A 13,767-nucleotide genomic window follows, 5' to 3' on the forward strand; every position below is an offset into this window, starting at 1 on the left:
TTCGACTCGAAACCATCTTGCAATAATAGCGACTCGCTACTATTCTGGCGACGCGGCCGCGACAATGGAGGATCGGATGATGATCAGGATCACTTTCACGCTCGCCGCGCTCGCCCTGAGCGCCGGCGCCACGCTGGCCGATGGCAATCACGCGGTGGATGAGGACGGCGCGGTGAAATCGCCCGCCGACGGGGCGATCACCGCCTCGTTCGACATTCTGGCCGCGCATGCCCACCGCGACGGCCGGCTCGTCACGTTTCACATGACCACCAACGGCGTCGCGGGCGCCGACATCCCCGAAGCGGTGGGCGAGACCGGCGGCGCGCCGGTCCTTTCCTATGTCTGGCCGACATCGCTCGACCCGTCCTCGGTCGGCTTCGAGGGCGGGACCGGCATCCTCGCCCTCGCCGCCACCAGCCATCCCGATTTCGACGACACGCCCTGGTTCGACGAGGACGCGGACGGCGATCCCGCCAATGACGGCACGAAGTGGCACAGCCATTGGGTGGTGCTCACGCCCACGGAGGGCTGCGGCGACGGCGCGCTTGGCGTGCGCGACATACCGGAGGGCGAGACGCCGGCCATGCCGGCGACCTGGCCGGGCCTCCCGATCTTTCTCGACAGCCCCGGCTACACGCCGCGATTCGACGGCCCGGAGATCGCGGTGACGGTTCCCTTCGCCTCCACCGTCGAGACCTCCGGCACCTCCTACGACGGCGTGACCTCGGCGCTGCGGGTCAACGCCAATATCCATGCGCCGCTGCTCTGCGTCACCGATGTCTTCGACGTCGCATCCGGCGACCTCAGCCTGCCGGGCCGGATCGAGTAGCGGGATCGGCAACGCGAGGGCGGTGGACCGCCCCCGCGCGCGGCCCGCGTCAGAAATCCAGGCTGATGCGGCGCGAGATGTCGAAGCGGACCATGTACTGGTCGCTGGCGCCATTGGTGACGATCGGCGAATCCGCCGCGGAGTTCATGAGCCGGGTCCAGCGCGCCGCGCCCTCGATGCCCCAGCGTTCGTTGAAGAGATAGCGCGCGCCAAGCTCCATGCCGGCGCCGTAGATCCCCGGTTCCGGCTGGAACTCGGCGAGGCCGGAGGCCTGCGACTCGTCGGGCTCGATCCCGAAATAGGTGTCCATGAATTTCTGCGATCCGAAGGAGACGCGCGGTCCGAGCGTCAGCGTCAGGCCCTCGTAGGGATAGCTGATCGCATCCGCGCCCACGTCGCTGACCCAGGCATCATGACCGATCGCCCCGTAGCGCACATCGGCGAAGGCGCGGTAGTTGCGCCGTTCGTAACCGAGGCCGACCCCGAGTTCGAGGGCGAAGGGCACGTCGTCGAGCCCGCGGATCTCGTCGTAGCCGTCCGAGTTCCGTCGCCGGATGTAGCGCGCGGAGAGTCTGGGGCCGAAGCCGCGCAGGAAGCCGACCGTGGAGTTCGAGCCGAGCGAGAGCCCGCCCGGAAGTTCGAGATGGTCGATGCGAAGGCCGACGTCGGGGCCGGTGCGGATCGTGCTCGAGCCGAAATAGGCGGGAGAGAACCGCACGCCGCCGCGCAGCGTCATCACCATATCCGGGGTCTCCGCGTCGAAGACGCCATTGCCGTAGATGAAGGCCGGCAGGACACCGGGCCGCGCCGCCGCGATCGGCTCCGTCACCGCTTCGAGCGGCCCACCGAGTTGCGGGCTCGCGGCGGCGGAGGGGATCTCGCGGATGCCCTGCTGGAGTGTCCCGACGACGGGGGCGGCGGGCTCCTGCGCGGAGACGGTGGAGGCGAGGAGCGCGCAGGCGGCCAGAATCGATGCCCGAGTTGAGGCGCGCGTCCGGCAACGCCTCGGACCTCGCATCAAGCCCCCCAACAGACCTCGGCTCGACTGGCTTCTCATCCTCGTCGTCTCGGCGGGAAAAGTCCGAAGCCGCATCCCGTCGCGTCCCCCCCAGGTCAGTCCATGCACGTTCGCCGGCCCCGGCGCTCCGCCTCCACCGCGCGGCGGAATCCGGCGCGAATCGGCGAAGGTCGTTTGACAACGTATGGTTGCCGTGCCGTGTTCACGCAAGCGTCCTGCCACGAAGCAACGAAAAAACATGGACCATCTCCAACGGGACCCGACTCGTCCCGCCTCTCGCCCGGTCCGGGGAGGCTCAGCGCCGCCGCGCCAGCGCCTCGGCGAGCAAGCCGCGCACATCGGCGAGATCGACGTCGCGCGAGACGAAGGCCGCGCCGATGTCGCGGGCGAGAATGAAGGCGATCCGGCCGTCGCGGACCTTCTTGTCCTGGCCCATCAGCGCGACGAGCGCCTCGGCGTCGGGAAGCTCGCCGGGGATGTCGGCCAGATCGCGTTTCATGCCCATCCGTTCGAGATGCGCGGCGACCCGGCTCGGCGCCTCCTGCGGGCAGAGACCGAGACGCGCGGAGAGCGTGAAGGCGAGCAGGCAGCCGATCGCCACCCCCTCGCCGTGCAACAGCCGGTCGGAATAGCCCGTCGCCGCTTCCAGCGCATGGCCGAAGGTATGGCCGAGGTTCAGAAGCGCGCGGTCGCCCTGCTCCGTCTCGTCCCGCGCGACGATCTCGGCCTTCATCTCGCAGGAGCGCCGCACGGCATGGGCGCGGGCCGCCCCGTCGCCCGCCGCGAGCGCCGGGCCGTTGGCTTCCAGCCAGCCGAAGAATCCCGCGTCGCCGAGCAGGCCGTATTTCACCACCTCGCCGTAGCCCGCGAGCAGATCCCGCGGCGGCAGGGTGCCGAGCAGCGCGATATCCGCGAGCACGAGGCGCGGCTGATGGAAGGCGCCGATCAGGTTCTTGCCCTGCCCGGAATTGATCCCCGTCTTGCCGCCCACCGAGGAATCCACCTGCGCGAGCAGCGTCGTCGGGATCTGGACGAAGCCGACGCCCCGGCGCAGGACCGCCGCCGCGAAGCCGCCGAGATCGCCGATCACCCCGCCGCCGAAGGCGATCACGAGATCGTCCCGCGCCACTTCGCGCGCGATCAGCCATTCGACCGCGCGCTCGAGCCCCGGCCAGCCCTTGGTTCCCTCGCCCGCCGGCAATGCGAGCGCCGCGCTCTCGATCCCCGCGCCGTCGAGCGCCGCGGTCAGCCGGTCGAGATGCAGCGCCGCGACGCGTTCCTCGGTCAGGATCGCGACCCGGGGTCGGCGCAGCAGCGGCGCGATCGCTTCCCCCGCCGTGTCGAGCAGATCCGCGCCGATCCGGATGTCATAGGCGCGCGCGCCGAGCGGCACCCGCACCGTCTCGACGCTCCCGATCCTGGTCGGTTCGACTGGCAAGCTCATTGCGCGCGCTCCTCGAAGGTCGCGGGGCGCCCGGCGCGGCCCGCGTCCCATGCCCGGACGGCGCGCACGATTTCCCGCGCCATCCATTCCTGCGTGACGCCCGGGCGGCTGTCGACGGTGACATCGGCCTCGGCGTAGATCGGGTAGCGCTTGTCGAGCAGGTCGCCCAGAACGCCCCTCGGGTTCGGCGCCTGCAGGAGCGGCCGACCGGGTCGGTCGCGGACGCGGTCCCAGAGCAGGTCGAGCTCGGCGCGAATCCAGACCGAGGTGGCGAGCCCGGCGATCGCCTCCCGCGTGCGCGGCTCGATGAAGGCGCCGCCGCCGGTCGCAAGCACACCGGGCCGTTCCGCCAGCAGCCGCGCGATCACCCGCCGCTCGCCGTCGCGGAACGCGGGCTCGCCCAGCCGGGCGAAGATCTCGGAGATCGCCATGCCGGCGGCGCGCTCGATCTCCGCGTCCGAATCGATGAATCCGACGCCGAGCAGGTGGGCGAGCCGCTTGCCCACGCTCGTCTTGCCCGCGCCCATCAGTCCGACCAGAACGAGCGGCCGGCGCAGCCGCGGGATATCCGTACTCAGCTCCTGCAACAGATCCGTCCCTTCGATCATCGCAATTGCTGTAGCGTCTTGCCCGGTCTATTGTCCATGGGAGCCGCGCCGATCGGGATCTTCCGGTTTCCATGGCGGATCTGGCGGCGGAACAGGCGACGGAACAAGCGGCGGGACAGCCGCGCGACCGAGCAGGTGACATGCGACTATTGATGAAGGCGGTGCTCAGCCTCCTTGTTCTCGGTGCGATCGGCATCGTGGCCTACGCGGTCTTCTCCGACCTGCCGGCCCCGAGCGAACCGGTCGAACTGCCGGTGACGTCGAAGTGAACCCTCGCGGCGCGCGCCTCGTCCTCATCGCCTGCGGGGCTCTCACGCTCGGCCCCGCGGCCGCGCAGGAGCCGCGCTCGGCCATCCCCTGGCTCTCCGAGAGCATCATGACCGGCGCCCCGCCGCCACCCGCCCGCGGCGACGCGCCGATGGACCCGGCCGATCCGGACGCGATCACCGTCGTGCCGCTCGGCGACATCAGCCGCGACGCGGTCGGCCTGCTCACGCCGGCCCGGACCGGTTTCCCGCGCGACCTCTGGGGCGGGCCGCCCGTCGCCGAGGCACGGAACATGGTGCTCGACAAGGGCGGCGCGGGCGTGCCCGCCGCGATCGGGCTGTTCCGCGAGGTGCTGCTCGCCGAGGCGGACCCTCCACCGGGTTCCGACGGCAGTTCGTCGCTTCTCATCGCACGGATCGACCGTTTGCTCGGCATGGGCGCGCTCGACGAGGCGGAAGCGCTGGTCGAGGCGGCGGGGCCGAATTCGCCGGAACTCTTCCGGCGCTGGTTCGACCTCGGCCTGTTGCTCGACCGCGCCGAACCGCCCTGCGAGGCGCTGAAGGGCAATCCCTCGCTCTCGCCGACGCTGCCCGCGCGGGTCTTCTGCCTCGCGCGGGGCGGCGACTGGAACGCGGCGGAGATCACGCTCACGCTGGGCGGTGGCGTCGGCTCGATCTCAGAGGCGCAGGAGCATCTGCTGGCGCGATTCCTCGACCCGGTGCTCTTCGAGGAGGAGCCCGACCCGCCAGTCCCCGATCCGCTGACGCCGCTCGATTTCCTGCTGCGCGAGGCCGTCGGCCTGCCCCGGCCGCCCGGGCCGCTGCCGCTCGCCTTCCTGCGCGGCGATCTCGCCGAACACGCGCCGATGCGGGCACGGATCGACGCCTCGGAGCGGCTCTGGCTCGCCGGATCGCTCCCGGCGCCCGGCCTTCTCGACGCCTATCGCGGCGGCGAGCCCGCGGCTTCCGGCGGGGTCTGGGACCGGGCACGCGCGGTTCAGGCGCTGGACGCGGCGCTGGACCAGGGCTACGCGGACGCGGTCGACGAGGCGCTGATCGCGGCGGACGATGCCCTGAGCGCGCGGGGCCTGCGCGTCGCGCTAGCCGAGGGTTATGCCGGCGCGCTCCGCGTCACCAACCCGTCGGTGCTTTCGGAGGCCGCGCGGGCGCGGCTCGTCGAACTGCTGCTGCTTGGCGGCGAGACCGAAGCCGCGGCGGAAGCGGCCAGCGGCCTCGGAGACCCGCGGCTCGCCGCGCTGGTCGGGCTCGCCGCCGGACGCGCCACCGGGGAAGCCACGGGGAACGCCGGCACCCGGAGCGCCGGGGGCACCGGGCCCGCCCCGTCGCCGCCCGAACGGCTCAGCGCGGCGCGCGCCGGGCTGACGGAGAAGGCTCCCCTCGACGATCGCGAATCCCGGCTCGCCGATCTCGCCGAGTCCGGGAAGATCGGCGGCGCGATCCTCGAATCGCTCGATCTCGTCCTCGCCGGAGCCGACACCGACCCGGCCTCGCTCCGCGCGGCGCTGTTCGGGCTTCGCGCCGCCGGTGAGGAAGCGGTCGCGCGCCAGATCGCGCTGCAGACGCTGCTGGCGCGGCCGGCGGGCTGAGGGAGGCGCGGATGTCACAGACCTGGCTGCCGCGCTTTCTCGAAGCCATCCAGGCAGAGCGCGACGCGGCGCGCAACACCGTCCTCTCCTATGCCCGCGACATCGAGGATTTCACCGCGTTCCTCACCGGGCGGGAGCGGGATCTCACCTCGGCCGGGCGTGCCGAGATCGAAGCCTATATCGTCGATCTCGAAGCCCGCGGCATGGCGCGGGCGACGCGCGCGCGCCGGCTCTCCGCGATCCGGCAGCTCTATCGCTTCGCCTATCTCGAGGGCTGGCGCCCGGACGATCCGGCGGCGCCGGTCAAGGGGCCGAAGCGCGCCCGCGCCCTGCCTCGGCAGCTCGACGAGGATGCGATCGACCGGCTCATCGAAGCGGCGGACCGCTTCGCCCGGGACGAGCCGCAGCGGCGGCGCGACATCTGCCTGCTGCAACTGCTCTATGCGACGGGCCTGCGGGTGACCGAACTCGTGTCGCTGCCGGTCGCGGCGGTCCGGGGAGACCCCCGGATGATCCTCGTCCGCGGCAAGGGCGGCAAGGAACGGATGGTGCCGCTCTCGCCACCCGCGCGGGAAGCCATCACGGCATGGCTGGAACTCCGCGACGCCGCCGACGCGGCGCAGGCCGCGCGGAGCCACCGCGCGGGGTCCCCGTTCCTGTTCCCCGCCCGGGGCAAGCTTGGCCATCTCGGGCGCGAGACCTTCTTCGTGCGCCTGAAGGATCTCGCCCGGGCCGCGGGCCTCGACCCGGCGGCGGTGTCGCCCCATGCGCTGCGGCATTCCTTCGCGACGCATCTTCTCGCCAATGGCGCGGATCTGCGCGTGATCCAGATGCTTCTCGGCCATGCCAGCATCGCGACGACCGAGGTCTATACCCATATCCTCGAGACGCGGATGCGCGAACTGGTGCTGGAGCACCATCCGCTCGCGAAGGAGCCGGACAAGGCCGAGGCGCGCGACCCGGTCCCGTCCGAGGAGGCGGACTGATCCCGCGCCGCGCGGCGCCGATCACTTTTGGCGATCACTCGCGGCGTTCATTTTCGGCCGGGCACCTTCACCGCGAGCGCCCGCACGATGCCATGGAGCGTGCGGATGTCCGCGTCCGTCAGCGGCGCGCGGCGAAACAGGTTCTCAAGGTTCGCGACCATGTTCGGCCGCTTGTGCTCGGGGAAGAAGAAGCCAACCGCGTCGAGCCGGCCCACCAGATGCTCGAGGAACTTCTCCACCTCCACCCGCGTCGCCCGTTCGGTCCCGGCGAGCGCATAGGTCGCGGGCGGCGTCGCATCGGCCTGGCGCATCCATTCATAGGCGATGAGCAGCGCGGTCTGGCCGAGGTTGAGCGAGGCGAATTCCGGGTTCACCGGCACGGTGATGACCGCGTTCGACCGCACGATATCGCTGTTCTCGAGCCCGGCGCGCTCGGGCCCGAAGAGCACGCCCACGCGCTCGCCCGCCGCGATCATCGCCCGCGCCTCCGCCATCGCCCGCGCCGGTGTCATCACGGTGCGCGTCAGCGCCCGCTCCCGCGCGGTGGTCGCGAAGACGAAGGAGAGATCGGCGCAGGCGGCATTGGTGGTCTCGAAGACCCCGACCCGGTCGAGCACCCGCGCCGCCCCGCTCGCCATCGCCTCGGCCTTCGGATTGGGCCAGCCGTCGCGCGGCGCGACGAGCCGCATCCGGTCGAGCCCGAAGTTCCACATCGCCCGCGCGGCGGCGCCAATGTTCTCGCCCATTTGCGGCGCGACCAGCACGAAGACCGGTCCCGCGCCGGGCGCCGCGCTCATCTTGCTCTCGTCGGTTTCGCTCACGCCGTCGCTCCCTCTCGCCGGTGGCGGTGATACGCGCTGGAGCGGCATCCGGCAAGGTCGCCACGGAATGAGGTATGCGACGGTATACCGTCTTTTCTTGCGCCGCGTTATGGGCTAGGCAGCGAAGGATTGACGCGTACCGAAACCCCGGAAGGATAGCTTCATGAGCAAGATCAAAGTCGCCAACCCGGTCGTCGAACTCGACGGCGACGAGATGACCCGGATCATCTGGGACTTCATCAAGAAGAAGCTCATCCTCCCCTATCTCGACATCGACCTGAAGTATTACGACCTCGGCATCGAGGAGCGTGACCGCACCAGCGACCAGATCACGGTCGACGCGGCCAATGCCATCAAGGAGTACGGCGTCGGCGTCAAATGCGCGACCATCACCCCCGACGAGGCGCGGGTCGAGGAATTCGGCCTGAAGGAGATGTACCGCTCGCCGAACGGCACGATCCGCAACATCCTCGGCGGCGTGATCTTCCGCCAGCCGATCATCTGCAAGAACGTCCCGCGCCTCGTCCCCGGCTGGACCAAGCCGATCGTCGTCGGCCGTCACGCCTTCGGCGACCAGTACCGCGCCACCGATTTCCGCTTCCCCGGAAAGGGCAAGCTCACGATCAAGTTCGTGGGCGAGGACGGCGAGACCATCGAGCGCGAGGTGTTCAATGCGCCGGGCTCCGGTGTCACGATGGCGATGTACAATCTCGACCAGTCGATCATCGACTTCGCCCGCGCCTCGATGAACTACTCGCTGAACCTCGGCTGGCCGCTCTACCTCTCGACCAAGAACACGATCCTGAAAGCCTATGACGGGCGCTTCAAGGATCTGTTCCAGAAGGTCTACGAAGAGGAATTCGCCGACAAGTTCAAGGCGAAGGGCATCACCTACGAGCACCGGCTGATCGACGACATGGTCGCTGCGGCGCTGAAGTGGTCGGGCGGCTACGTCTGGGCCTGCAAGAACTACGACGGCGACGTGCAGTCGGATACCGTCGCCCAGGGCTTCGGCTCCCTCGGCCTCATGACTTCGGTCCTGATGACGCCCGATGGCAAGACGGTCGAGGCCGAAGCCGCGCATGGTACCGTCACGCGGCACTACCGCGAGCATCAGAAGGGCAACGAGACCTCGACCAACTCGGTCGCCTCGATCTACGCCTGGACGGGCGGCCTGAAGCACCGGGCGAAGCTCGACGACAACGCGGAACTGCTGAACTTCGCCGAGACGCTCGACAAGGTCGTCGTCGACACGGTGGAATCGGGCTTCATGACCAAGGACCTCGCGCTCCTCGTCGGCCCGGACCAGAAGTGGCTGACGACGACGGGCTTCCTCGAGAAGGTCGACGAGAACCTGAACAAGGCGCTCGCCTGACATCGCGGACGCGCCCGGAACCGTTCGGCGCCTCCGGGCGCCGGACGATGTTCCGGGGACACGACAGGCTGGTGTTGAAATCGTCGGGCGAAGGCGATCTGGCGACTGGCTCGCCCCGCGTCAGTTGTACCTGACTGCGTGATCTCATCGGCCAACCCGGCTCGCCCCGGGCGGGACCGCCAATCTCGCGCGGGGCACGACTGTTCTGGCCGGCGCCGCGGGACCGGAACCCTTCGCGGTCGCCCGACCGCCCTCCGATCCTGTTCCCTACGGACATCGCGGCGGTGAAGCCGTGACGCCGATGCCAAAGCCTCATCCAGCAACGCGCTGAGCCGAGCCGAGCCGAGCCGAGCCGAGCGTGGACACCGGCATCCCGGCGCGCCACTGGAATTTGCGCCGCGCTCGCGGGATCGTAGCGACGGCCGCGGTGCGCGGGCATCGCTCAGGGACGGCCCCAATCCGCCGGGCCGCGCCACCGGGTTCCGCCCAAGCGTTACTCCGGAAGACCCTCGACGATCACGAGCTCGCGCACCGAGGCGTCCTTCGCGAAGGCCAGGGCTTCCTGGTACCCAGGCGAGTGATAGCAGGCCTCGGCCGCCTCCAGCGTATCGAAGACGATCACCACGTTGCGCGGCCGATCTTCACCCTCGAGCTGCCTGCGGCGGCCGCCGCGGGCGAGGAAACGGCCGCCGCTCGCCTCGATCGCGGGACCGGCGCGCCGGGCATATTCGCCATAGGCCGCCTCGTCGGTGACGCTGACATGGGCGATCCAGTAAGCAGGCATGGTACTCTCCGTCAGGTTTCGAGCAATGCGCGGGCGGCCGCGATCGCTTCCGGCGCGCGGGTCGCATCGGCGCCGCCCGCCTGCGCCATGTCGGGTCGGCCGCCGCCGCCCTTTCCGCCAAGCGCCTCCGCCGCCGCGCGAACCAGATCGACCGCTGACACCCGGGTCGTGAGATCGGGCGTGACCCCGGCCGCGACCGCGGCCTTGTCGCCGGTGTCGGCGACGAGCAGCACCACGCCCGAGCCGAGCCGGGTCTTGTGCTCGTCGATCAGCCCGCGCAGATCCTTGCCGGAGACGCCCGAGAGCGTGCGCGCGAGGAAGGGCACGCCACCCACCTCCTCGGGCCCTTCCTCGGCCGGACCAACGCCCGTCCCGCCCGAGAGCGCGAGCTTGCGCCGCAGCTCCGCGAGTTCGGAGGCCTGCGCCTTGCGCTCGTCAAGGAGCGCGCGCACCCGCTCCGCGACTTCCTCCGGCCGCGCGCGCAAGAGCCCGGCGGTCTCACGCAGCGCCGCGTCCTGAGCAGCGACATGCGCGAGCGCGCCGGCGCCGGTCAGCGCCTCGACCCGACGGGTTCCGCCGGCGCTCGCACCCTCGCTCAGAATCTTGAACGCGCCGATGTCACCTGTGCGGCCGACATGCGTGCCGCCGCAGAGTTCGAGCGAATAGGTATCGCCAGCCGCGCCCACGCCGGAGCCCGCTGCCTTCCCCATCGAGACGACCCGCACCTCGTCGCCATACTTCTCGCCGAAGAGCGCCCGGGCCCCGAGATCCTGCGCGCCGGCGGGCGTCATGACGCGGGTCTCGACGGCGGTGTTCTGGCGGATGTAGTCGTTGACCTCGCTTTCGACCCGGGCGAGCTCGTCGGCCGACATCCCCTTCGCATGGCTGAAATCGAAGCGCAGACGGTCGGGCGCGACGAGACTGCCCCGCTGCGCCACATGGTCGCCGAGTTCGCGCCGCAGAGCCTCGTGCAGGAGATGCGTCGCGGAATGATTGGCCCGGATCGCCGTCCGGCGGTCATGGTCCACCGTGAGGACGGCCGGGACGCCAGGAACCAGGTCCCCCGCCTCGACCTTGCCGTAGTGGACATAGAGGCCGAGCTTCTTGCGCACGTCGGTGATCGTCACCGTCGCACCATCCGTCGTGAGCCTACCCGTATCGCCGACCTGGCCGCCCGATTCACCGTAGAACGGCGTCTGGTTCAGGATGATCTGCGCGCTGTCGCCAGCCTGGACCGAGCCGACCGTCTCGCCGTCGCGGACGATCGCGAGGATCTGGCCCTCGGCGGCCTCGGTGTCATAGCCAAGGAACTCCGTCCCGCCGAGCTTCTCGCCGAGTTCGAACCAGATCGCCTCGTCCGCCGCCTCGCCCGAACCGGTCCAGGCCGCGCGGGCCTTGCGCTTCTGCTCGGCCATCGCCGCCTCGAAGCCGGGCACGTCGACGGCGCGGCCCTGCTCGCGCAGCGCATCCTGCGTCAGGTCGAGGGGGAAGCCGTAGGTATCGTAGAGCTTGAAGGCGGTCTCGCCGGGCAGTTCGTCGCCCTCGGGAAGCCGCGACAGTTCATCGTCGAGAAGCCTGAGGCCGCGGTCGAGGGTCGCCTTGAAGCGGGTCTCCTCGTTCAGCAGCGTTTCCTCGATCAGCGCCTGTGCGCGGCCGAGCTCGGGGAAGGCCGCGCCCATCTCGCCGACGAGCGCGGGCACCAGACGGTGCATGACCGGGTCCTGCGCCCCGATCAGATGCGCGTGGCGCATCGCCCGGCGCATGATCCGGCGCAGCACATAGCCGCGGCCCTCGTTCGAGGGCATCACGCCATCCGCGATCAGGAAGGAGGTCGAACGAAGATGGTCGGCGATCACCCGGTGATGCGTCTTGCCCGGGCCGTCGGGGTCCGACGAGGTCGCATGCGCCGAGGCCTCGATCAGCGCGCGCATGAGGTCGGTGTCGTAATTGTCGTGCTTGCCCTGCAGCACCGCGCCGATCCGCTCGAGCCCCATGCCGGTGTCGATCGACGGCCGCGGCAGCGGCGTCCGGCTCTCGTCCTCGTGCTGCTCGAACTGCATGAAGACGAGATTCCAGATCTCGATGAACCGATCGCCGTCCTCGTCAGGGCTGCCCGGAGGGCCGCCCCAGATGTCCGGCCCGTGGTCGAAGAAGATCTCGGAGCAGGGGCCGCAGGGGCCGGTCGGACCCATCATCCAAAAGTTGTCCGAGGTCGCGATCCGGATGATCCGGTCATCGGGGAGGCCCGCGACCTTCTTCCAGAGCACCGCCGCCTCCTCGTCATCGTGATAGATGGTGACGAGCAGCTTGTCCTTCGGCAGGCCGAAATCCTTGGTCAGCAGTTCCCAGGCATGCGGGATCGCCTGTTCCTTGAAATAATCGCCGAAGGAGAAATTTCCGAGCATTTCGAAGAAGGTATGGTGCCGCGCCGTGTAGCCGACATTGTCGAGATCGTTGTGCTTGCCGCCGGCGCGCACGCATTTCTGGCTGGTCGCGGCCCGGGCATAGTCGCGATGCTCGACCCCGGTGAACAGGTTCTTGAACTGGACCATGCCCGAATTCGTGAACATGAGCGTCGGATCGTTGCGCGGAACGAGCGGTGAAGAGGCGACGACGCGGTGATCGTTCCGCCGGAAATAGTCCAGAAACGTGGAGCGGATTTCGTTCAGGCTGGCCATCGGTTTCTCGCAAGCAGGATGGGCGCGGCGCGGATGCCGCCCGTGACCGCCACGGTTAGCCTTCCCGCGCGGCGGAGTCCATCGCATCCCTCGGCCGTCTTCGAGGCGATGGGCGCCGGGGATCACCGCTGCGCGCCGGCTCCGGGGAGGAGTGACTCGGAACACCGCTCCGGGAACCGAACCCCTACCGTTGCCCCCGGCCGCGCACCGCCGTGGTTTGCGAATGGGGGCGAGCCTCCCGCCCCCTTTCCCGCGACGGCGTCGCTTCGCCTCAGTCCTCCACCACCTCGGCCTGTTCCTCGGTGGTCATGCCGAAATCGAGGCCGTGGGCGGCGCGGAGCTTGTCCTCGATCTGCCAGGAGATGTCGGGGTTGTCCTTCAGGAACTGCTTCGCATTCTCGCGGCCCTGGCCGATGCGCTGATCGCCGAAGGAATACCAGGCGCCGGATTTCTCGACGACGCCGGCCTTGACGCCGAGATCGATGAGCTCGCCGCGTTTCGAGATCCCCTCGCCATACATGATGTCGAACTCGACCTGGCGGAACGGCGGCGCGACCTTGTTCTTGACCACCTTCACGCGGGTCGTGTTGCCGACGACCTCGTCGCGGTCCTTGATCGAGCCGATGCGGCGGATGTCGAGCCGGACGCTGGCGTAGAACTTGAGCGCATTGCCGCCCGAGGTGGTTTCCGGGCTGCCGAACATCACGCCGATCTTCATCCGGATCTGGTTGATGAAGATCACCATGCAGTTCGAACGGCTGATCGCGGAGGTGAGCTTGCGCATCGCCTGGCTCATCAGGCGCGCCTGCGCGCCGACCTGCGCCTCGCCCATGTCGCCCTCAAGCTCGGATTTCGGGGTCAGCGCGGCGACGGAATCGACCACGACGACCGAGACCGCGCCGGAACGCACCAGCGTCTCGGTGATCTCGAGCGCCTGCTCGCCGGTGTCGGGCTGCGAGATCAGAAGCTCGTCGATATCGACGCCGACCTTCTTGGCATAGACCGGGTCGAGCGCATGTTCGGCATCGACGAAGGCGCAGACGCCGCCCTTGCGCTGCTCCTCGGCGAGGACGTGGAGCGCCAGCGTGGTCTTGCCCGAGCTTTCCGGCCCGTAGATCTCGACGATGCGGCCCTTGGGCAGGCCGCCGATGCCGAGCGCGATGTCGAGCCCGATCGATCCGGTGGAAATCGCCTCGATATCCAGCGCCGGCGTCGCCCCGAGCTTCATGATCGAGCCCTTGCCGAAACTGCGCTCGATCTGCGCGAGCGCCGATTCCAGCGCCTTCTGCTTGTCCATCCCGCGTCTTTCGCTGAAGTCCAGAATCTGACTGGCCATTGCCGCCTCTTATTT

Annotated in this window: 12 protein-coding genes; 5 read left to right on the forward strand and 7 right to left on the reverse strand. The window is 69.6% G+C overall.

What is annotated here, in order from left to right; all coding sequences use genetic code 11:
• Nucleotides 1-79 precede the first annotated feature (79 nt).
• A complete protein-coding gene (locus ACLJK8_RS08615) occupies nucleotides 80-829 on the forward strand; it encodes a hypothetical protein (RefSeq protein WP_413149766.1) in 750 nt (249 codons plus the stop codon).
• 49 nt (nucleotides 830-878) lie between these two features.
• Here ACLJK8_RS08615 and ACLJK8_RS08620 read toward each other — a convergent pair whose 3' ends face one another.
• The 3 genes from ACLJK8_RS08620 to ACLJK8_RS08630 form a co-directional block, all read right to left on the reverse strand.
• The gene (locus tag ACLJK8_RS08620; protein WP_413149767.1) at nucleotides 879-1,847 is read right to left on the reverse strand and encodes a MipA/OmpV family protein; all 969 of its coding nucleotides are present in this window, start codon (nucleotides 1,845-1,847) and stop codon (nucleotides 879-881) included.
• A gap of 295 nt (nucleotides 1,848-2,142) precedes the next feature.
• Nucleotides 2,143-3,291 carry a 3-dehydroquinate synthase gene (gene aroB / locus ACLJK8_RS08625; RefSeq protein ID WP_413149769.1) on the reverse strand — a complete coding sequence of 383 codons (1,149 nt, stop codon included), beginning with the start codon at nucleotides 3,289-3,291 and terminating at the stop codon, nucleotides 2,143-2,145.
• Entirely contained in the window at nucleotides 3,288-3,878 is a 591-nt protein-coding gene (locus tag ACLJK8_RS08630) for a shikimate kinase (protein WP_413149770.1), read from the reverse strand. Before ACLJK8_RS08630 ends, aroB begins: the two co-directional genes overlap by 4 nt.
• A gap of 161 nt (nucleotides 3,879-4,039) precedes the next feature.
• Here ACLJK8_RS08630 and ACLJK8_RS08635 point away from each other — a divergent pair, with 161 nt between their 5' ends.
• The 3 genes from ACLJK8_RS08635 to ACLJK8_RS08645 are packed head-to-tail and all read left to right on the forward strand — an operon-like array spanning nucleotide 4,040 to nucleotide 6,758.
• Entirely contained in the window at nucleotides 4,040-4,168 is a 129-nt protein-coding gene (locus ACLJK8_RS08635) for a hypothetical protein (RefSeq protein ID WP_413149771.1), read from the forward strand.
• A complete protein-coding gene (locus ACLJK8_RS08640) occupies nucleotides 4,165-5,772 on the forward strand; it encodes a hypothetical protein (protein WP_413149772.1) in 1,608 nt (535 codons plus the stop codon). Before ACLJK8_RS08635 ends, ACLJK8_RS08640 begins: the two co-directional genes overlap by 4 nt.
• A gap of 11 nt (nucleotides 5,773-5,783) precedes the next feature.
• A complete protein-coding gene (locus tag ACLJK8_RS08645) occupies nucleotides 5,784-6,758 on the forward strand; it encodes a site-specific tyrosine recombinase XerD (protein ID WP_413149774.1) in 975 nt (324 codons plus the stop codon).
• 47 nt (nucleotides 6,759-6,805) lie between these two features.
• On the opposite strand, the gene ACLJK8_RS08650 is transcribed toward ACLJK8_RS08645, so the two are convergent.
• On the reverse strand, nucleotides 6,806-7,555 hold the full coding sequence (locus ACLJK8_RS08650; RefSeq protein WP_413149834.1) for an RNA methyltransferase: 750 nt from the start codon (nucleotides 7,553-7,555) through the stop codon (nucleotides 6,806-6,808).
• Between the two features lie 187 nt (nucleotides 7,556-7,742).
• On the opposite strand from ACLJK8_RS08650, the gene ACLJK8_RS08655 reads away from it, so the two are divergent.
• Complete coding sequence (locus ACLJK8_RS08655; protein ID WP_413149775.1) at nucleotides 7,743-8,954, forward strand: NADP-dependent isocitrate dehydrogenase; 1,212 nt, start codon at nucleotides 7,743-7,745, stop codon at nucleotides 8,952-8,954.
• Between the two features lie 493 nt (nucleotides 8,955-9,447).
• On the opposite strand, the gene ACLJK8_RS08660 is transcribed toward ACLJK8_RS08655, so the two are convergent.
• The 3 genes from ACLJK8_RS08660 to recA all read right to left on the reverse strand — a co-directional run bounded on the left by ACLJK8_RS08660 (nucleotide 9,448) and on the right by recA (nucleotide 13,752).
• Entirely contained in the window at nucleotides 9,448-9,738 is a 291-nt protein-coding gene (locus tag ACLJK8_RS08660; protein WP_413149776.1) for a DUF1330 domain-containing protein, read from the reverse strand.
• Between the two features lie 11 nt (nucleotides 9,739-9,749).
• Nucleotides 9,750-12,416 carry an alanine--tRNA ligase gene (gene alaS, locus ACLJK8_RS08665; protein WP_413149777.1) on the reverse strand — a complete coding sequence of 889 codons (2,667 nt, stop codon included), beginning with the start codon at nucleotides 12,414-12,416 and terminating at the stop codon, nucleotides 9,750-9,752.
• A gap of 271 nt (nucleotides 12,417-12,687) precedes the next feature.
• Entirely contained in the window at nucleotides 12,688-13,752 is a 1,065-nt protein-coding gene (gene recA / locus ACLJK8_RS08670; RefSeq protein WP_413149778.1) for a recombinase RecA, read from the reverse strand.
• Nucleotides 13,753-13,767 lie beyond the last annotated feature (15 nt).

This window comes from Amaricoccus sp. W119 (genome assembly GCF_047275745.1).
Lineage (GTDB): Bacteria > Pseudomonadota > Alphaproteobacteria > Rhodobacterales > Rhodobacteraceae > Amaricoccus.

Bases quoted from the DNA above. Each gene is read 5' to 3' on its own strand.
- aroB (WP_413149769.1), bottom strand. From the start codon at position 3,291: ATGAGCTTGCCAGTCGAACCGACCAGGATCGGGAGCGTCGAGACGGTG.
- ACLJK8_RS08620 (WP_413149767.1), bottom strand. From the start codon at position 1,847: ATGCGAGGTCCGAGGCGTTGCCGGACGCGCGCCTCAACTCGGGCATCG.
- ACLJK8_RS08645 (WP_413149774.1), top strand. From the start codon at position 5,784: ATGTCACAGACCTGGCTGCCGCGCTTTCTCGAAGCCATCCAGGCAGAG.
- recA (WP_413149778.1), bottom strand. From the start codon at position 13,752: ATGGCCAGTCAGATTCTGGACTTCAGCGAAAGACGCGGGATGGACAAG.
- ACLJK8_RS08650 (WP_413149834.1), bottom strand. From the start codon at position 7,555: ATGAGCGCGGCGCCCGGCGCGGGACCGGTCTTCGTGCTGGTCGCGCCG.
- alaS (WP_413149777.1), bottom strand. From the start codon at position 12,416: ATGGCCAGCCTGAACGAAATCCGCTCCACGTTTCTGGACTATTTCCGG.
- ACLJK8_RS08655 (WP_413149775.1), top strand. From the start codon at position 7,743: ATGAGCAAGATCAAAGTCGCCAACCCGGTCGTCGAACTCGACGGCGAC.
- ACLJK8_RS08615 (WP_413149766.1), top strand. From the start codon at position 80: ATGATCAGGATCACTTTCACGCTCGCCGCGCTCGCCCTGAGCGCCGGC.
- ACLJK8_RS08660 (WP_413149776.1), bottom strand. From the start codon at position 9,738: ATGCCTGCTTACTGGATCGCCCATGTCAGCGTCACCGACGAGGCGGCC.
- ACLJK8_RS08635 (WP_413149771.1), top strand. From the start codon at position 4,040: ATGCGACTATTGATGAAGGCGGTGCTCAGCCTCCTTGTTCTCGGTGCG.